Source organism: Pseudomonas sp. PGPR N4 (genome assembly GCF_059693665.1).
In genome coordinates this window covers 201376-219994 of the sequence record NZ_JCAUKV010000005.1, presented here as the reverse complement: position 1 = coordinate 219994, position 18619 = coordinate 201376, and the positions used below count along the sequence as shown (strand labels likewise).

The 18619-nt window shown below is 62.6% G+C and carries 15 protein-coding genes; 6 read left to right on the top strand and 9 right to left on the bottom strand.

The annotated features are described in order from the left end of the window. From ttgB to AC58X1_RS19430, 5 genes are all read left to right on the top strand, one after another. Positions 1 to 3153, top strand: coding sequence for a multidrug efflux RND transporter permease subunit TtgB (gene ttgB, locus AC58X1_RS19450; RefSeq protein WP_497429333.1), 3153 nt, complete (start codon positions 1 to 3; stop codon positions 3151 to 3153). Further along, the gene (locus AC58X1_RS19445) at positions 3150 to 4592 is read left to right on the top strand and encodes an AdeC/AdeK/OprM family multidrug efflux complex outer membrane factor (RefSeq protein WP_497429332.1); all 1443 of its coding nucleotides are present in this window, start codon (positions 3150 to 3152) and stop codon (positions 4590 to 4592) included. Before ttgB ends, AC58X1_RS19445 begins: the two co-directional genes overlap by 4 nt. A gap of 376 nt (positions 4593 to 4968) precedes the next feature. After that, a complete protein-coding gene (locus AC58X1_RS19440; RefSeq protein ID WP_101321933.1) occupies positions 4969 to 6222 on the top strand; it encodes an OprD family porin in 1254 nt (417 codons plus the stop codon). 154 nt (positions 6223 to 6376) lie between these two features. After that, complete coding sequence (locus AC58X1_RS19435) at positions 6377 to 7336, top strand: LysR family transcriptional regulator (protein ID WP_497429331.1); 960 nt, start codon at positions 6377 to 6379, stop codon at positions 7334 to 7336. 102 nt (positions 7337 to 7438) lie between these two features. Further along, positions 7439 to 7963, top strand: coding sequence for an Mpo1 family 2-hydroxy fatty acid dioxygenase (locus AC58X1_RS19430; RefSeq protein ID WP_150570611.1), 525 nt, complete (start codon positions 7439 to 7441; stop codon positions 7961 to 7963). 51 nt (positions 7964 to 8014) lie between these two features. Here AC58X1_RS19430 and pcaC read toward each other — a convergent pair whose 3' ends face one another. The 9 genes from pcaC to pcaR all read right to left on the bottom strand — a co-directional run bounded on the left by pcaC (position 8015) and on the right by pcaR (position 17598). Then, positions 8015 to 8407, bottom strand: coding sequence for a 4-carboxymuconolactone decarboxylase (pcaC, locus tag AC58X1_RS19425; protein ID WP_101321936.1), 393 nt, complete (start codon positions 8405 to 8407; stop codon positions 8015 to 8017). A gap of 10 nt (positions 8408 to 8417) precedes the next feature. Then, positions 8418 to 9209, bottom strand: coding sequence for a 3-oxoadipate enol-lactonase (gene pcaD, locus AC58X1_RS19420; protein ID WP_220632490.1), 792 nt, complete (start codon positions 9207 to 9209; stop codon positions 8418 to 8420). A gap of 10 nt (positions 9210 to 9219) precedes the next feature. Further along, positions 9220 to 10584, bottom strand: a complete 1365-nt coding sequence (locus AC58X1_RS19415; RefSeq protein ID WP_181107724.1) for a 3-carboxy-cis,cis-muconate cycloisomerase — start codon at positions 10582 to 10584, stop codon at positions 9220 to 9222. Between the two features lie 9 nt (positions 10585 to 10593). After that, entirely contained in the window at positions 10594 to 11883 is a 1290-nt protein-coding gene (locus tag AC58X1_RS19410; protein WP_101321939.1) for an MFS family transporter, read from the bottom strand. A gap of 196 nt (positions 11884 to 12079) precedes the next feature. After that, positions 12080 to 13285 carry a 3-oxoadipyl-CoA thiolase gene (gene pcaF / locus AC58X1_RS19405; RefSeq protein ID WP_181107725.1) on the bottom strand — a complete coding sequence of 402 codons (1206 nt, stop codon included), beginning with the start codon at positions 13283 to 13285 and terminating at the stop codon, positions 12080 to 12082. Then, positions 13282 to 14061 (bottom strand): CoA-transferase subunit beta, encoded by a 780-nt coding sequence (locus tag AC58X1_RS19400; protein WP_101321941.1) that lies wholly within the window; start codon positions 14059 to 14061, stop codon positions 13282 to 13284. The genes pcaF and AC58X1_RS19400 overlap by 4 nt, the downstream gene beginning before the upstream one ends. Continuing rightward, complete coding sequence (locus AC58X1_RS19395) at positions 14058 to 14918, bottom strand: CoA transferase subunit A (protein WP_101321942.1); 861 nt, start codon at positions 14916 to 14918, stop codon at positions 14058 to 14060. The genes AC58X1_RS19400 and AC58X1_RS19395 overlap by 4 nt, the downstream gene beginning before the upstream one ends. 177 nt (positions 14919 to 15095) lie before the next feature. After that, on the bottom strand, positions 15096 to 16442 hold the full coding sequence (pcaK, locus tag AC58X1_RS19390; RefSeq protein WP_497429330.1) for a 4-hydroxybenzoate transporter PcaK: 1347 nt from the start codon (positions 16440 to 16442) through the stop codon (positions 15096 to 15098). Positions 16443 to 16728: 286 nt separating this feature from the next. After that, entirely contained in the window at positions 16729 to 17598 is an 870-nt protein-coding gene (pcaR, locus tag AC58X1_RS19385; RefSeq protein ID WP_101321944.1) for a pca regulon transcriptional regulator PcaR, read from the bottom strand. A 553-nt stretch (positions 17599 to 18151) separates the two neighbouring features. Here pcaR and AC58X1_RS19380 point away from each other — a divergent pair. Next, positions 18152 to 18352, top strand: a complete 201-nt coding sequence (locus AC58X1_RS19380) for a hypothetical protein (protein ID WP_101321945.1) — start codon at positions 18152 to 18154, stop codon at positions 18350 to 18352. The last annotated feature ends 267 nt before the right edge of the window (positions 18353 to 18619 follow it).

The window sequence follows — 18619 nt, the reverse complement described above, 5'->3', positions numbered from 1 at the left end:
ATGTCGAAGTTCTTTATCGATCGCCCGATCTTCGCATGGGTGATTGCCTTGGTGATCATGCTGGTCGGCGCCTTGTCGATCCTCAAGCTGCCGATCAACCAGTACCCAAGCATTGCCCCGCCTGCCATCGCGATTGCCGTGAGCTACCCGGGTGCCTCGGCGCAAACCGTGCAGGACACCGTGGTCCAGGTGATCGAGCAGCAGCTCAACGGTATCGACAACCTGCGCTATGTGCAGTCGGAGAGCAACTCCGACGGCAGCATGACCATTACCGCCACCTTCGAGCAGGGCACCAACGCTGATACCGCGCAGGTGCAGGTGCAGAACAAGCTCAACCTGGCCACCCCGCTGCTGCCGCAAGAAGTGCAGCAACAGGGTATCCGCGTGACCAAGGCAGTGAAGAACTTCCTGATGGTGATCGGCTTGGTGTCCGAGGACGGCAGCATGACCAAGGATGACTTGGCCAACTACATCGTCTCGAACATGCAGGATCCGGTTTCCCGCACCGCGGGTGTGGGTGACTTCCAGGTGTTCGGCGCCCAGTACGCCATGCGTATCTGGCTCGATCCGGCCAAGCTGAACAAATTCCAGCTGACCCCGGTCGACGTGCGCACCGCAGTCACCGCGCAGAACGTGCAGGTTTCCAGCGGTCAGCTGGGCGGCCTGCCAGCACTGCCGGGCACTCAGCTCAACGCCACCATCATCGGCAAGACCCGCCTGCAGACTGCCGAGCAGTTCGAGAAGATCCTGCTCAAGGTCAACAAGGACGGCTCCCAGGTGCGCCTGGGCGATGTCGCCAAGGTCGGTCTGGGCGGCGAGAACTATTCGGTAAGCGCCCAGTTCAACGGCAAGCCGGCTTCGGGCCTGGCGGTCAAACTGGCCACCGGCGCCAACGCCCTGGATACCGCCAAGGCGCTGCGCAAGACCATCAGCGACCTCGAGCCGTTCTTCCCGCCTGGGATGAAAGCGGTGTTCCCGTATGACACCACGCCGGTGGTGACCGAGTCGATCAGCGGGGTTATCCACACCCTGATCGAAGCGGTGGTGCTGGTGTTCCTGGTGATGTACCTGTTCCTGCAGAACTTCCGCGCCACAGTGATCACCACCATGACGGTGCCGGTGGTATTGCTCGGCACCTTCGGCATCCTTGCCGCAGCCGGCTTCAGCATCAACACCCTGACCATGTTCGCCATGGTTCTGGCCATCGGCTTGCTGGTGGACGACGCCATCGTTGTGGTGGAGAACGTCGAGCGGGTGATGTCCGAAGAGGGACTACCGCCTAAAGAGGCGACCAAACGCTCGATGGAGCAGATCCAGGGCGCGCTGGTCGGTATTGCCCTGGTGCTGTCGGCGGTACTGCTGCCAATGGCCTTCTTCGGCGGCTCGACCGGTGTGATCTACCGGCAGTTCTCGATCACCATCGTCTCGGCCATGGGCCTGTCGGTACTGGTCGCGTTGATCTTCACCCCGGCCCTGTGCGCCACCATGCTCAAGCCGGTGAAAAAGGGCGAACACCATGTCGCCAAGCGTGGCTTCTTCGGCTGGTTCAACCGCAACTTCGACCGCAGTGTGCAGGGCTACGAGCGTAGCGTCGGCACCATTCTGCGCAACAAGGCGCCATTCCTGCTCGCTTACGCCCTGATCATCGTCGGCATGATCTACCTGTTCATGCGCATCCCGACAGCGTTCCTGCCTGAAGAAGACCAGGGCGTATTGTTTGCCCAGGTACAAACCCCGGCCGGTTCCAGTGCCGAGCGCACCCAGGCCGTTGTCGACCAGATGCGTGAGTACCTGCTCAAGGACGAGGCCGACACCGTGTCGTCGGTGTTCACCGTTACCGGCTTCAACTTCGCCGGCCGTGGGCAGAGCTCGGGTATGGCCTTCATCATGCTCAAACCATGGGGTGAGCGTACGGCCGAAAACAGCGTGTTCGGCCTCGCCGAGCGGGCGCAGCAGCACTTCTTCAGCTTCCGCGATGCGATGGTGTTTGCCTTTGCCCCGCCTGCGGTACTGGAATTGGGTAACGCCACCGGCTTTGACGTATTCCTGCAGGACCGTGCCGGCCTTGGCCACGAAAAACTCATGGAAGCGCGCAACCAGTTCCTGGCCAAGGCGTCGCAGAGCAAGATCCTCACCCAGGTCCGCCCTAACGGCCTGAACGATGAGCCGCAGTATCAGCTGATTATCGATGACGAGCGCGCCAGCGCGTTGGGCGTGACCATCGCTGATATCAACAACACCCTGTCGATCGCCCTTGGCGGCAGCTACGTCAACGACTTCATCGACCGTGGTCGGGTCAAGAAGGTCTACATTCAGGGCGAGGCAGGTGCCCGGATGAATCCTGAAGACCTGAAGAAGTGGTACGTGCGCAACAGCCAGGGTGAGATGGTGCCGTTCTCTTCCTTCGCCAGCGGTGAATGGACGTTCGGTTCGCCAAAACTGTCGCGCTACAACGGTGTGGAAGCGGTCGAAGTTCTGGGTGCACCGGCACCGGGCTACAGTACCGGTGAAGCCATGGCTGAAGTCGAGCGCATTGCCGGCGAACTGCCGACCGGCATTGGCTACTCGTGGACGGGCATGTCCTACGAGGAGAAACTCTCCGGTTCGCAGATGCCAGCCTTGTTCGCCCTGTCGCTGCTGTTCGTGTTCCTCTGCCTGGCAGCGTTGTACGAAAGCTGGTCGATCCCAATCGCGGTCGTGCTGGTAGTACCGCTGGGTATCATCGGTGCACTGGTTGCCACCAGCCTGCGCGGGTTGTCCAACGATGTGTACTTCCTGGTTGGCCTGTTGACCACCATTGGCCTGGCGGCGAAGAACGCGATCCTCATCGTCGAATTCGCCAAAGAGCTACATGAACAAGGCAAAAGCCTGTACGACGCGACCATCGAAGCGTGCCGCATGCGTCTGCGCCCGATCATCATGACCTCGCTGGCGTTCATCCTCGGCGTGGTACCGTTGACCATCGCCAGCGGCGCAGGCTCGGGTAGCCAGCACGCCATTGGTACCGGTGTGATCGGCGGCATGATCAGTGCGACCGTGCTGGCCATCTTCTGGGTACCGTTGTTCTTCGTCGCCGTGTCGTCGCTGTTCGGCAGCAAAAAGCCGGAAGCCGACGCCACCCCTGAAACTCCACGTATCGAGGCTGGGCAATGACCAAGTCTTTGCTGTCCCTGGCGGTAACCGCGCTGATTCTCAGCGGCTGCTCGCTGATTCCTGATTATGAAACCCCGGATGCTCCGGTGGCAGCGCAGTGGCCGCAAGGCCCTGCCTACTCGCCGACCGAGTCGGCAGAAGTGGCAGCAGCCGAGCAAGGCTGGCGCCAGTTCTACACCGATCCGGCGCTGCAACAGCTGATCCAGACTTCGCTGGTGAACAACCGTGACCTGCGCGTTGCTGCGTTGAATATCGACGCCTACCGCGCCCAGTACCGCATCCAGCGGGCTGACCTGTTCCCGGCAGTTTCGGCAACCGGCAGCGGCAGCCGTCAGCGCGTCCCTGCCGACATGTCGCAAACCGGCCAGGCCGGCATTACCAGCCAGTACTCGGCCACCGTCGGCGTCAGCGCCTACGAGCTGGACTTGTTTGGCCGCGTGCGCAGTCTCAGCGAGCAGGCCTTGGAGACTTACCTCTCCAGCGAGCAGGCGCGGCGCTCGACGCAAATCGCGCTGGTCGCCAGCGTGGCCAATGCCTATTACACCTGGCAGGCCGATCAGGCGCTGCTGAAGCTGACCGAAGAAACCCTCAAGACCTACGACCAGAGCTTCAACCTGACCCGTCGCAGCAATGAGGTTGGCGTGGCTTCGGCGCTCGATCTGAGCCAGGCGCGCACTGCTGTAGAAGGCGCCCGGGTCAAGCTTGCGCAGTACCAACGCCTGGTCGCCCAGGACCTCAACAGCCTGACCGTGCTGCTCGGTACCGGCATCCCGGCCAACCTGCCGACACCGCTCAAGCTCGACGCCGACCAGTTGGCCGAAGTGCCAGCGGGCCTGCCGTCCGACTTGCTGCAGCGCCGGCCGGACATCCAGGAAGCCGAGCACCTGCTCAAGGCGGCCAACGCCAATATCGGCGCCGCCCGTGCAGCGTTCTTCCCGAGCATCAGCCTGACCGCCAATGCCGGCACCCTCAGCCCGGACATGAGCGGGCTGTTCAGCGGTGGTTCGGGTACCTGGCTGTTCCAGCCGCAGATCAACCTGCCGATCTTCAACGCCGGCAGCCTGCGCGCCAGCCTGGATTACTCGAAAATCCAGAAGGACATCAACATCGCGCGTTACGAAAAGACCATCCAGACCGCCTTCCAGGAAGTCTCCGATGGCCTGGCCGCACGCAAGACGTTTGAAGAGCAGTTGCAGGCGCAGCGCGATCTGGTTGCAGCCAACCAGGACTACTACCGCCTGGCCGAACGCCGCTACCGCATCGGGATCGACAGCAACCTGACCTTCCTCGATGCCCAACGCAACCTGTTCAGCGCCCAGCAGGCGTTGATCAGCGATCGGCTGTCGCAGCTGACCAGTGAGGTCAACCTGTACAAGGCACTGGGAGGCGGCTGGTACGAGCGCACCGGCGAGGCCAACCAGCAGGCGTCGCTGCAATAGCCTAAAGGCTGATCGCCAAGGCACTGCAACAAGCCCACCCTCGCGGTGGGCTTTTTTGTGCGCGCACGCCACTGCGACGCGGCCCCCGTAGGAGCGGCCTTGTGTCGCGAAAGGCGCGCGTAGCGGGCCCGGCGATCTGTGGTGGTTGCACGATCTCTGGGGCCGCTGCGCGACCCTTTCGCGACACAAGGCCGCTCCTACGGGGACCGCGTCGCTATGGGAAAATTAACTAGCTGGAACATTCCGTTCGATAACCGCCCAATACCGCCTGCGACGAATTGCCCCGGCCCTGACATGCGCCGCAACATCTTCCCCGTACCCGGACACGATGTTTCCAAGCACCGGCTCAACCATAAAAACAAGAGATCTCCAACAGATGAGCACTTCGCACTCCGCACGCCAGCTGCTGCCCGGCCTGTTGGCCATGACCTGCGCCCTGCCCGCCTTCGCCGCCGAAAGCGGTTTTCTGGAAGACGCCAAGGCCAGCCTCAACCTGCGCAACTTCTACATCAACCGCAATTTCGTCGACCCTGCCAACCCGCAAGGCAAGGCCGAGGAGTGGACGCAGAGCTTCATCCTCGATGCGCGCTCCGGCTTCACCCAAGGCACGATCGGCTTCGGCGTCGACGTCCTCGGTCTGTATTCGGTCAAACTCGACGGCGGCAAGGGCACCGGCAACACTGCCCTGCTGCCGATCCACGACGATGGCCGCCCAGCAGATGACTTCGGCCGCCTCGGGGTTGCCTTCAAGGCGCGCCTGTCGCAAACCGAGCTGAAAGTCGGCGAGTGGATGCCGGTACTGCCGATCCTGCGTTCGGACGATGGCCGCTCACTGCCGCAAACCTTCCGCGGTGGCCAGATCACCTCCAAGGAAATCGACGGCCTGACCCTGTACGGCGGCCAGTTCCGCGGCAACAGCCCGCGTAACGACGCCAGCATGGAAGACATGTCGCTGAACGGCCGCGGGGCGTTTGTCTCCGACCGCTTCAACTTCGCTGGCGGTGAGTACACCTTCAACGACAAACGCACGATGATCGGCCTGTGGGATGCCCAGCTAAAGGACATCTACCGCCAGCAATACCTGAACCTGAGCCACAGCCAGCCCATCGGCGAATGGACCCTCGGTGCCAACCTGGGTTACTTCATCGGCAAGGAAGATGGCGCCGAACGTGCCGGCGAACTGGACAACCGCACCGCCTCGGCCATGCTCTCGGCGCGTTACAAAGGCAACACCTTCTACGTCGGCCTGCAGAAGGTCAGCGGTGATGATGGCTGGATGCGGGTCAACGGCACCAGCGGCGGCACCCTCGCCAACGACAGCTACAACTCAAGCTTTGACCAGGCCAAGGAGCGCTCCTGGCAGGTGCGTCATGACTTCAACTTCACCAGCGTCGGCGTGCCTGGCCTGACCTTGATGAACCGCTATATCAAGGGTGACAACGTGCACACCGCAACCGTCGATGACGGCAAGGAATGGGCCCGTGAGAGCGAACTGGCCTATGTAGTCCAATCGGGAACCTTCAAGGACCTGACCATGAAGTGGCGCAACTCGACCATGCGCCGCGACTACAGCACCAATACCTTTGACGAGAACCGGGTGATCGTCAGCTATCCGCTGAACCTGCTGTAAAGCCGCACGCGGCCTCTGCGTGATCAACAGCATCGCGCAGAGACCGTAGCGCTTATCTATAGAACGCAAAGATCTATATATCAGCGCCGACCATCATTGACGGAATATGTAACAAAAGCTAAAAAGATCCATCCCGCCCGCCGCAGAGCTCGACATGGATCTTCGCCAACTGCGCTACTTCATTGCCCTCAACGAATACCGCAGTTTCGTCCGTGCCGCCGAAGCCATGGGCATTACCCAACCTGCATTCAGCCGGGCCATTCAAGGCCTTGAGCAAACCCTCGGTTGCTCATTGGTTGACCGCGCCAGCAAGACGCTGCAGCCAACCCCGCAAGGCCTGGTGGTACTGCAGCATGCCCGCCGGCTGGTCCAGGGCGCTGCCCAACTGAGCATTGATGTCTCACAGATGACCAAGCTCGACGCGGGTGAGCTGCAGTTTGGCTGTGGCTCGGCACTGGCTGTGCAACTGGTGCCCGACGCCTTGCAGCAGTTCATCAAGTTGCATCCCGGTATTCGCACTGCGCTGCAGGTCGACAATGGCGAACGCCTGGGGCAAGCCTTGCGCCGCGAGCAGATCGAGTTTTTTATCGATGATGTACGCCCATTCGAGGCCGATCCGTACTTTCATACCGAACCTCTCAAACCACGCCCGGGGCTGTTCTTCTGCCGTGCCGGCCACCCCTTGCTGAGCAAGGACAGCTTGTCTACCAACGACCTGTTCGCCTACCCGCTGGCCAGCGCCCTGCTCGCTCCCGGTGTGCGCAAGCGTCTGGCCAACCTCAGCGGGCGCAGTGACTTCAGCGCGCATTTGCAGACCGAGCATCTACCGGTGCTGCGCAGCGTAGTGCTGGGCAGCGACACGATTGGCGCGGCCAGCGAAGAGGCAGTGGCTGAAGACCTCAGTGCGGGGCGCCTGGTGCGGCTGCACTGGCGCAACCTGCCACCGGGTCTGGAGGTGCTCAGCGTGCGTTGCGGTATCGTCAGCCGCAGTGGCTACCGGCTGTCAGCTGCAGCCAGGGCGATGATCGATATGCTGATCAGTCTGGATCAACCAGAGCTGCCTGCCCAGCGGGCACCTGACGTCGGTCTGCGCGCCACTCATTCGCCGCACTGATAGCAGCGCATCACCCATACTCGGTTCCGGCGTTCGGCTTCAGGGGCTATGCTGGCAGACACTGATTGACCATCAGCAAGGCGCCGCCACGGAGCGATAACAATGAAAAGCCTCGTCGAACACCTCAGCCAGTACGCCAACTACCATCGCGACCCGCGCAACATCGCTACCCATTTCGTCGGTATCCCGCTGATCGTGCTGGCGGTGACCGTGCTGCTGTCGCGGCCCGGTTGGGAGCTGGCGGGCGTGTGGCTGTCACCGGCTTTGCTGGCAGCGGCGGCGTCGGTGTGGTTCTACCTGCGTCTGGACCTGCGCTTCGGCCTGGTGATGGGGCTGCTGCTGGGCTTGTGCCTGTGGCTCGGTCAGGCGCTGGCGGTGCAGAGCACCGGCGTGTGGCTGAGCGCCGGGCTGGGCACGTTCGTGCTGGGCTGGATCATCCAGTTCGTCGGGCATTACTACGAGGGGCGCAAGCCGGCGTTTGTCGATGACCTCAGCGGCTTGATCATCGGGCCATTGTTCGTGGTAGCGGAAGCGGCGTTCATGCTCGGGCTGTGCCCGCAATTGAAACAGGCCGTGGAGGCGAATGCCGGGCCAGTCGCCATCCGCCAGAAAAAGGCGGCGGCGTAACAGCCGGTGCAGCTTGCCTCAGGGTGAGGCAAGCCAGCTCAGGTCAGGCGTTTACTGACGCGACTCGACGCCCAGCTCATCCCACACCGACTCGGCCAGGTGGAAAGTGGCATTGGCCGCCGGAATCCCGCAATAGATCGCGCTCTGCATCAGCACTTCCTTGATTTCTTCACGGGTCACACCGTTGCTCGCAGCGGCACGCAGGTGCAGCTTGAGCTCGTCGGTGCGGTTCATGCCGATCAGCATGGCGATGGTGATCAGGCTGCGGGTGTGCCGTGGCAAGCCAGGACGGGTCCAGATATCACCCCAGGCGTGGCGGGTGATCATCTCCTGGAACTCGCCGTTGAAGTCGTTGAGTTTCTCCAGGCTGCGGTCCACATGGGCATCGCCGAGCACGGCGCGCCGCACCTGCATGCCAGCGTCGTAACGTTGTTTTTCGTCCATGGTGCGCTCCTCAGCGGGCCAGCAGAAAGTCGAGTACACGGGCCGTGAACGGCGCGCCAATTTCGACGTTGGAAAGGTGTGCCGCGGCGAATTCGACGTACTCCGCGCCGGCGATGGCGTTCTGCATGAAGCGGCCGTGCTCAGGCGTGGTGACCACATCGGCAGTGCCGGCAACGATCAGGGTCGGCACCTTCACCGCCGTCAGTTGCTCGCGGTAATCGGCATCGCGCACAGCGGCGCAGTTGGCGGCGTAGCCTTGCGGCGAGGTCTGCGCGAGCATCTCGGTGATGCGCTGCGCCTGCGCTGGCTGGGTCTGGGCGAAATCTGCAGTGAACCAGCGGGCGATCGACGCATCACGCAGGTCGAGCATGGCCTGACGGCCCTGCTTGAGGACCATTTCGATACGGGGATTCCACACTTCATCGCTGCCGATCTTGGCCGCAGTGTTGCACAGGGTCAGGCTGAGCAGACGCTCGCCGGCATTGATCCCCAGCCACTGGCCGATCAGCCCGCCCATCGACAGGCCGACAAAGTGCGCCTGGCGGACGTCCAGTGCATCCAGCAGCGCCAGTACATCGGCGCCCAGTTGCTCGATGCGGTACGGGCCGTCTGTCACCAGCGAGCCACCGTGGCCGCGAGTGTCGTAGCGCAGCACCCGGAAATGCTCGCTCCAGGCCGGGATCTGCGTGTCCCACATGCCCAGGTCGGTGCCCAGCGAATTGGACAGCACCAGCACCGGAGCGCCTTCGGGGCCATCGAGTTGGTAGTTCAGTACGCCATCAGCCAATTGCAAATGCGCCACAGCGGTCTCCTCAGGCAATGAATTGTTGGTGTTCAGCCACGGCACGCGCCACCCAGACGCGGGCCTGACCAAGGTAATGAGCGGGGTCGAGCAGGCGGTCGAGCTCTTCGCCGGACAACTCGGCGCTGATCTGCGCTTCGTCGCCGAGCACGGCGCGCAAGTGGCGCTGTTCGGCAACCGCACGCTGGCAGCACTGTTCGAGCAGATGATGCGCGCGGTCACGGCCCAGGCGCTGCGCCAACACAATACTCACCGCCTCGGCCAGCACCAGGCCTTGGGTCAGGTCGAGGTTGCGGCGCATGCGCTCGGCATCGACCTGCATGCCGTCGGCAATCACTTGGGCCTGGCGCAGGGCGCCAGACACCAGGCAGCAGATATCCGGCAAGGTCTCCCATTCGGCGTGCCACAAGCCGAGGCTGCGCTCGTGCTCTTGCGGCATGGCAGCAAACAGCGTGCTGAGCAGGCCCGGCACGCGTGTGGCCGCGCCGATCAGCACCGCGGCGCCGACCGGATTGCGCTTGTGCGGCATGGTCGACGAGCCGCCTTTGCCAGGCGCCGAGGGTTCGAACACCTCGCCGGCCTCAGTCTGCATCAGCAGGCTGATATCACGGCCAAACTTGCCCAGGCTGCCAGCCACCAGGCCCAGCACCGAGGCGAACTCGACCAGCCGATCACGCTGGGTATGCCACGGCTGCTCAGGCAGGGTCAGCTTGAGCTGCTCGGCCAGCGCTTCGGCCACCGGCAGCGCTTTGCTGCCCAATGCCGCAAGGCTGCCTGAGGCGCCGCCGAACTGCAGGCACAGCAAGCGCGGACGCAGCTCCTTGAGCCGTTGCCGATGGCGGGTCAGTGCGCCGAGCACCCCGGCCAGCTTCATGCCCAGAGTGACCGGCGTGGCGTGCTGCAGCCAGGTTCGGCCAACCAGCGGCGTGTCGGCATGCTGCAGCGCCTGGCGAGCGAGGCTGTCGGCCAGGCGGGCCAGATCGGCCTCGATCAACGTCAATGCATCGCGCAGTTGCAGGACCAGACCGGTGTCCATGGCGTCCTGGCTGGTGGCGCCAAGGTGCACATAACGCTCGGCCTCGGGTACGCCGCTGGCGACCACCTTGCCCAATGCCTTGACCAGCGGAATCGCCGAATTGCCCGCAGTGGCGATGGCATCGGCCAGCGCGTGCGCATCGTAGCGTTCCGCCTTGCACGCCGCCTCGATCGCCGGCACCGCCGTGTGCGGCACCAGCCCGGCGCTGGCCTCGGCGCGCGCCAGGGCTGCTTCGAAGTCGAGCATGCCCTGCAGACGGCCACGGTCAGAGAAGATCTCGCGCATGGCCGGCGCAGTGAAGTAGGCGTCGAACAGCTGGTTGTCCGCTCGGTGGGTCATTATCGATCCTTAGTCATCGTGGTGCAGGTACGCCGCTTGCTTGGGCAGGCGCAGGCTGAACAGGAAGGCAATCGCCATCATTGCCGTGACGTACCAGTAGAAGGTGTTTTCCATGCCCAGAGTCTTCAAGCCCAGGGCAACGTACTCGGCCGAGCCGCCAAACAGCGCGTTGGCCACCGCATACGCCAGGCCGACGCCAAGGGCGCGTACCTGCGGCGGGAACATCTCGGCCTTCACCAGGCCACTGATGGAGGTGTAGAAGCTGACGATACACAACGCCAGGGTAATCAGCACGAAGGCCATGAACGGGCTGGTGACGGTTTTCAGCGCCATCAACAGCGGCACGGTGAACACGGTGCCCAGGGCGCCGAACAGCAGCATCGAGTTGCGCCGGCCGATACGGTCGGAGAGCATGCCGAACACCGGCTGCAGGATCATGAACAGGAACAGCGCCCCGGTCATGACGAAGCTTGCGCTCTTGGCGTTCATCCCGGCGGTGTTGACCAGGTACTTTTGCATGTAAGTGGTGAAGGTGTAGAAGATCAGCGAGCCACCGGCGGTGTAACCGAGCACGGTGATGAACGCCGCAGCGTGGTTGCGGAACAGGCCTTTGACGCTACCTGCATCCTTGTCCTGACGCGCCTCGGCAGTGCTGGTTTCGTGCAGCGAGCGGCGCAGCATGAGCGAGATCAAAGCCGCAACCGCACCGACCACGAACGGGATGCGCCAGCCCCAGGCACGCAGCTCATCTTCGCTGAGCAACTGCTGCAGGATTACCACCACCAGCACTGCCAGCAACTGGCCGCCGATCAGGGTCACGTACTGGAACGAGGCAAAGAAGCCGCGCTGGCCGCGCAATGCCACTTCGCTCATGTAGGTAGCCGTAGTGCCGTATTCACCGCCTACCGACAGGCCCTGGATCAAGCGCGCCAGCAACAGCAGCGCCGGCGCCCAGGCGCCGATACTGGCGTAGGTAGGCAGGCAGGCAATGATCAACGAGCCGAAGCACATCATCAGCACAGAGATCATCAATGAATGCTTGCGGCCTTTGCGGTCGGCCAGCCGACCGAAGATCCAACCACCGATTGGCCGCATCAAGAAGCCCGCAGCGAATACCCCGGCCGTGTTCAGCAGCTGCACCGTGGGGTCATCGGAGGGGAAGAAGGCTGGCGCAAAATAGATTGCGCAGAAGGCGTAGACGTAGAAGTCGAACCACTCCACCAGGTTGCCTGATGATGCACCGACAATGGCAAAAATGCGCTTGCTGCGCTCTTCACCGGTGTAATGAATTGAGGTCATGGTGGGATTACTCCTGAGGGTTACCGTTGAATCTAGACATACTCAGTAACACTCATGTTCCGCCAGCCCGGCTTTGGTCGGGGTTGAAAGGCAGTCTGGCCGCGTTGCGAACCCAGACCAGCAGTGCTCAGGTTGCGTGGACCTGAGCACTGCTGGCACGCTGGCACAAAATGGCCAGGCTGCATGTTGCGCTTGCTCAGACCCGCTCGATAGCCAACGCCAGGCCTTGGCCGACGCCTACACACATGGTCGCCAGGCCTTTGCGCCCGCCGGTTTTTTCCAGCTGATGCAGCGCTGTCAGCACCAGGCGTGCGCCGCTCATGCCCAGTGGGTGGCCAAGGGCGATAGCACCACCGTTCGGGTTGACCTGCGGCGCGTCATCCGCCACACCCAGCTCACGCAGGACCGCCAGGCCCTGGCTGGCAAAGGCTTCGTTCAGCTCGATGACATCAAAATCTGCCACGGCGATGCCCAAGCGCTCGGTCAGCTTGCGTACCGCAGGCACCGGGCCGATGCCCATTACCCGCGGGGCAACGCCAGCGCTGGCCATGCCGAGCACGCGCGCGCGTGGGGTCAGGCCGTGCTTCTTGACCGCTTCGGCCGAGGCCAGAATCAGCGCCGCAGCACCGTCGTTGACGCCCGAGGCGTTGCCGGCGGTGACGGTCTTGTCCGGGCCGTTGACCGGTTTCAGCCGGGTCAGCGCTTCAAGGGTGGTGTCGGGGCGCAGGTGTTCATCCTGCTCGACCACGGTCTCGCCCTTCTTGTGGGCGATGCGCACCGGCACGATCTCTTCAGCGAAGAAACCCGCCGCCTGCGCGGCACCGGCCTTCTGCTGGCTGCGCACGGCGAAGGCGTCCTGATCGGCACGCGATACCTGATAATCGTCGGCAACGTTGTCGGCTGTCTCGGGCATCGAATCGACGCCGTACTGGCTCTTCATCAGTGGATTGACGAAGCGCCAGCCGATGGTGGTGTCTTCCAGCTTCATGTTGCGCGAGTAACCGCTCTCGGCCTTGCCCATGACGAACGGCGCACGCGACATCGACTCGACGCCGCCGGCAATCGCCAGCTCCATTTCGCCGCTGGCGATGGCGCGGAAGGCAGTGCCGATGGCGTCCATGCCTGACGCGCACAGGCGGTTCAGGGTTACCCCGGGAATGCTCGCCGGCAAACCGGCCAGCAGCAGCGCCATGCGCGCAACGTTACGGTTGTCTTCACCGGCTTGGTTGGCGCAGCCGAAGAACACCTCGTCGACCTGATCCCATTGCACCGACGGGTTGCGCTCGATCAGCGCCTTGAGCGGCACTGCCGCGAGGTCGTCGGCACGCACGCTGGCCAGGGCGCCGCCGAAGCGGCCGATGGGGGTGCGGATGGCGTCGCAGATGAATACTTCACGCATCACGCTTCTCCTGGCTTCTGGCCGTGGGCGGCAGCGGTGCGCTCTTCCAGATCACGCAGCGCGGTCAGTTCCAGCTCGGTCGGCGCAGCGGTAGTCTGCGCGTCGTCGGCAAAACGAATGGCCCAGCCGGTGGCGGCGATGATCTGCTCGCGGGTCACACCTGGGTGAATCGAGGTGACCACGAATTCGTTACTGCCAGCTTCCGGCTCCATGATGCACAGGTCGGTGATGATCCCCACCGGGCCTTCACCGGGCAGACCGAGACGCTTGCGCGAGTCGCCGCCTTCACCGTGGCCGACCGAGGTGATGAAGTCGAGCTTGTCGACGAATGCACGCGGCGACTGCTTGAGGATGATCAGCACCTGTTTGGCGGAACCGGCGATTTCCGGTGCGCCGCCGGCACCTGGCAAGCGCGTGCGTGGGGCGTGGTAGTCACCGACGACGGTGGTGTTGATGTTGCCGAAGCGGTCGACCTGAGCAGCGCCAAGGAAGCCCACGTCAATGCGCCCGCCCTGCAGCCAGTAGCGGAAGATCTCGCCAGTCGGCACCACGGTGTCGGCCGTTTCGGCCAGCTCGCCATCACCAATCGACAGCGGCAGTACGGTTGGCTTGGCGCCAATCGGGCCAGATTCGTAGATCAGCACCACGTCAGGCGACGAGGTCAGGCGCGCCAGGTTGGCGGCCTTGGACGGCAGGCCGATACCGACGAAGCATACCGCGCCATTGCGCAGCCGGCGGGCGGCGGCGACGGTCATCATTTCGGAAGTGGAGTAGCTCATTGTGCGGCCTCCGTGGTGCTGGCCAGCTTGGCCTTGAATTCGCTGAAGTCGGCGGTGCCGCGGATGTATTGGTCGATCCAGGCGGTAAATGTCGCGCGGTCACGGGCGATCGGGTCCCAGGCCTGGTAGAAGCGGTTGTCGCGCTCGTAGTAACCGTGGGCGTAGGACGGATGCGCGCCACCTGGCACCAGACACACGGCAGACAGCGCCCAGGTCGGCAGCACGCAGGCGTTCATGGGAGCCTGCAGGTCGTCGACGATTTCTTCGACGGTGACGATGCAACGCTTGGCGGCGAGGGCTGCTTCTTTCTGTACGCCGAGGATACCCCACAGCAGGACGTTGCCCTTGCGGTCGGCCTTCTGCGCGTGAATCACGGTCACGTCAGGGCGCACCGAAGGCACCGCTGCCAGGACTTCGCCGGTGAACGGGCAGGTAACGCTCTGGATCAGCGGGTTGACCTTGGGCAGGTCAGAACCGGCATAAGCACGCAGTACAGCAAAGGGCAGGCCCGAAGCGCCGGCGACGTAGGCGTTGGCCAGGTCGGCGTGGCTGTGCTCTTCGATCTCGATCGCGTGCGGCCATTGTTTTTCCACGGCGTCACGCAGGCGGTGCAGCGAACCGACACCTGGGTTACCGCCCCAGGAGAAGATCAGCTTGCTGGCGCAACCGGCGCCGATCAACTGATCGTAGATCAGGTCCGGGGTCATCCGCACCAGGGTCAGGTCACGTTTGCCCTGGCGAATGATCTCGTGGCCCGCGGCGGTCGGGATCAGGTGGGTGAAGCCTTCGAGAGCGACGGTGTCGCCGTCCTGGATGAACTGCTTCACGGCCTCGTGAAGCGAGAGGATTGCTGCCATTGGAGACTCCTGGTCAGGATGCTGCGTTGAGCTCAGATTAAGCAAGCAGGACACGTCGCACAATCCGATAATCGATTACTCGTTCGATTATCGAACATTTTGTTGTTGTGCTATCCATTGCTGTTCAATGCCGCAAAGCCGCTGTACGAGCGGCCTGCGGTCGTTGCCCAAACTGCATCAGGTTGCGTCGGCGTGGCTTACCAAGCCTTTGATGATCACAGCGACCGTGGCCAGCGCCGCAGGCACCAGCAGCGCAGTCAGCACCTGCTCGAAGTTCCAGCCCAAGCCGAGCAAGGTCGCCCCGCTCCATGCCCCGAGAATCGCCCCGAAGCGGCCGATGCCGAGCATCCACGATACCCCGGTAGCCCGCGCCTGGGTCGGATAGAAGCGCGCGGCGAGGGACGGCATGGCCGATTGCGCGCCGTTGACACACATACCCGCGACCAGCACCAGGGTTGCCAGAATGGTGATGTTGCCCAGGCTCTGGCCAACCGCGTAGGCAAACACCCCGGCCAGCAGGTAGAACACGCCGATGACCTTGTGCGGGTTGTACCGGTCCATCGCCCAACCGACACCGACCGCACTGAGCACACCGCCAAACTGGAACAGCGCGCCGATGAACGCCGCCTGCTCCAAGCTCGCGCCACTGTCGCGCATCAACGTCGGCAGCCAGCTGGTCAGCAGATAGACGATGACCAGACCCATGAAGTAGGTCATCCACAACAGCATGGTGCCCACCCCATAGGTGCCGGAGAAGATCACCGCAAACACGCTGCGCGCGGCGACCACTTTCTGTTCCGGCACACTGAAGCTGGCAGCCTTGGCCACGATTGCCGGCGCAATCGGCGCCAGGGTCTTGCGGATCTTGTCGATACTGCGGTTGCGCACAACCAGAAAACGCGCCGATTCCGGCAGCCAGAACAGCAACACCACTGCCAGAATCAGCGGCAGCACGCCGCCAACAACCAGCAGGCTGTGCCAGCCATAGGCCGGGATCAGTTTCGCCGACATGAAGCCGCCTCCGGCCATGCCCAGGTTGAAACCGCAGAACATGCTGGTCACCAGCAGCGACTTGAGCCGTTCCGGGGTGTATTCAGACAGCAGCGTGGTCGCGTTGGGCATACCAGCGCCGAGGCCAATGCCGGTCAGAAAGCGCAGGATCAGCAACTGGTCGACATTGGTCGCGTAGGCCGAAGCCAGGCTGAAGCCGCCGAACACCAAAACGGCAGCGACCAGCACACCCTTGCGGCCGAAGCGGTCAGCCAACGGGCCTGAGCCCAGCGCGCCGAATACCATGCCGATCAGCGCGGCGCTCATGACCGGCCCGAGGCGGGCCCGGTCGATACCCCACTCTTGTGACAGCGCCGGAGCGATAAAGCCCATGGCGGCAGTATCAAGGCCATCGAGGAAGACAATCAGGAAGCACAGGATCACTACCCGCCATTGATAGCGCGACAGCGGCTGCTGATTGATAAAGGACTGAACGTCGAGGCAGCTGCCGACGTTGGTTTGCGGTTTGTTCATTGTTGTTATCCAGAAAATCGGCGCAAGCAAAACCCTGGCGCACTGTTGCCGCGGGTTGCGAAGAGACGGTTACGGCCTGGCGTCAGCCTGGATACAACGACACTCGATGCGGGTACGCCCGCAGCTCAGAAAAGACAGTGATCATGGTGTTGCCTCGCGTGTTGTTCTTGTTCGGTCGGCACAGCCGACCGTTGCGAGAAACATTAATCAGCACGCGATGGCTGCGCAATTCGTTGGCCGCAAGTATGGGCGTTTATCGAACAGTAGATTGCGCAGCTCTGGCGGTTCAGCCAAACAGTTGGGTGCACAGATCCCGACTCGAGGCGAGCAGGATCGGCAAGAACCGCTGCTCAAGCTCGCTGCGGGTGACCCGGCCGACATGCGTACTGACGTTGAGCGCCGCGAGTACCTGCCCCGAGGCATCGTAGATAGGTACGGCAATCGAACGCAGGCCCTGCTCCAGCTCCTGATCAACCACACACCAGCCCTGCGCGCGAACCTGCTGGATGCAGGCAAGCAGCGACTCCTTGTCATGCAACGTGCGGCTGGTACGGGCCTTGAGATCGGCGCGATCGAAGTATTCGTGCAGGCTGGCGTCGTCCAGCGCGGCCAGCAGAATCCGCCCCATCGAGGTGCAATAGGCGGGCAGCCGGCCACCCACCGAGAGGTCGACCGAGATCAACCGCTCGACCGTGGCCGAGCGGGCGATATAGAGGATGTCATCGCCTTCGAGGGTGGCCATGTTGGCGGCTTCGTGCAGTTGGTCGCTGATGCGGTCCAGATAAGGCTGGGCCGACATCGCCAGCGGCGTCGAAGACAAATAGGCATGGCCAAGCGTGAGCACCTTGGGCAGCAAGGAATAGGTCCGCCCATTGGTGGTGGCGTAACCCAGCTTCATCAGCGTGTGCAGGCAGCGCCGCACCGCTGCACGGGGGATCTCGGTACGGTGGCTGATCTGCGCGATGGTCAGGTGCCGCTTGCGCTCCTGGAACGCCTGAATCACCGCCAGGCCGCGCGCCAGTGAGGTCATGAAGTCCGGATCACCGGTGAAGGCCTGAATGCGTTTGGCCGGTGAGGCAACGATGGGCGGCGCCATCGCTGCAGAGCCAGTGCGCTCGGGCATCGGGGAAACGGTGGGCAAGCTTTCGTCGCTCATGGCTGACCTCGAAAAATAATGGGCGCTTCGTGCGATTATCGAACGAACGGCCGATAATCGCAATTGACCGCTGACACTTTTGCTTATACCTTTCCCCTGCCACATGTGGCTTCTTTGGAGAGACTGGTCAGGTACCCACCGTAGAAGTCCCCAGGCACGGCCTCGCTGACGCGGGGCCGTTTATTATTCCTTCTGTGCTGCAATACGAACTTAATCGTTTCTCTCCACTCCAAGTTCTTGCAGTACAAATGATGAAATCACCTGCTACTTGCTCATCGTCAAAGTCTTGCTTCACTATCAGTGAAGACCGATGATCAAACTTCAGCCGGTTGCTACAATTGAATCATTTGAATCACTGCTCGAGCATGCCAGATCGGCGATAGCCGGCTCCCCGCCTCCCTATATAGCCTTGATCCTAACATCGCATGCTCTGATGCCCTTGCTTGCTTGAACCCTGTCGCTGCGACAGCACACTCGCTCTGGTTGCGTGGCCGCATGCCCGATACTGCATGTCGAAGCCGGAGTCTTTACTCTAACTAGTCAGGTATTTACTGTGACGAAAGATGAACTGCGCGCCGAGCTCGAGCGCCAGGCCGAACGCTTCAAGGATGTGTACGGTGGTGAAGTCACCACCTACGCCGCTCAATCCGAACCCGAGCGCAAACCATGGCGCAAACGCGCGACTGTCCAGGACCAGGTATTCGCTCAGGAACTGGAAAAGATGGAAAAGGACCTGCGCGGCGACGAGGCCTGAGCATTCAGGCCAGGTATTGACTGTGTCGAGTAGCGCCAAGCCAGCGTCCTAACTGCCCATGAAATGGAATTACACAAATTTCATACAGACGTTTGAATGAGTGTGGCGGTACGCGCTTTGCGTAAATTCGCCGGCGTTTAGAGCACTTGGCGGAATTTACGCCAAAAAATATCGCTCCTTGTGCAGCGCACTGGTAACCGTACCGGGCTTTTTTTGCTGCCATCGGTCTGCCGGGGGTGCATCGGCTGCCATGGTTTTCTGGCATAA

What these genes read in the sequence shown, in the direction of transcription:
- AC58X1_RS19415 (WP_181107724.1), bottom strand. Translation starts at nt 10,584, where the DNA reads ATGACCCACCGAGCGGACAACCAGCTGTTCGACGCCTACTTCACTGCG.
- AC58X1_RS19435 (WP_497429331.1), top strand. Translation starts at nt 6,377, where the DNA reads ATGGATCTTCGCCAACTGCGCTACTTCATTGCCCTCAACGAATACCGC.
- AC58X1_RS19410 (WP_101321939.1), bottom strand. Translation starts at nt 11,883, where the DNA reads ATGACCTCAATTCATTACACCGGTGAAGAGCGCAGCAAGCGCATTTTT.
- ttgB (WP_497429333.1), top strand. Translation starts at nt 1, where the DNA reads ATGTCGAAGTTCTTTATCGATCGCCCGATCTTCGCATGGGTGATTGCC.
- AC58X1_RS19440 (WP_101321933.1), top strand. Translation starts at nt 4,969, where the DNA reads ATGAGCACTTCGCACTCCGCACGCCAGCTGCTGCCCGGCCTGTTGGCC.
- pcaC (WP_101321936.1), bottom strand. Translation starts at nt 8,407, where the DNA reads ATGGACGAAAAACAACGTTACGACGCTGGCATGCAGGTGCGGCGCGCC.
- AC58X1_RS19445 (WP_497429332.1), top strand. Translation starts at nt 3,150, where the DNA reads ATGACCAAGTCTTTGCTGTCCCTGGCGGTAACCGCGCTGATTCTCAGC.
- pcaR (WP_101321944.1), bottom strand. Translation starts at nt 17,598, where the DNA reads ATGAGCGACGAAAGCTTGCCCACCGTTTCCCCGATGCCCGAGCGCACT.
- AC58X1_RS19395 (WP_101321942.1), bottom strand. Translation starts at nt 14,918, where the DNA reads ATGGCAGCAATCCTCTCGCTTCACGAGGCCGTGAAGCAGTTCATCCAG.
- AC58X1_RS19400 (WP_101321941.1), bottom strand. Translation starts at nt 14,061, where the DNA reads ATGAGCTACTCCACTTCCGAAATGATGACCGTCGCCGCCGCCCGCCGG.
- pcaK (WP_497429330.1), bottom strand. Translation starts at nt 16,442, where the DNA reads ATGAACAAACCGCAAACCAACGTCGGCAGCTGCCTCGACGTTCAGTCC.
- AC58X1_RS19430 (WP_150570611.1), top strand. Translation starts at nt 7,439, where the DNA reads ATGAAAAGCCTCGTCGAACACCTCAGCCAGTACGCCAACTACCATCGC.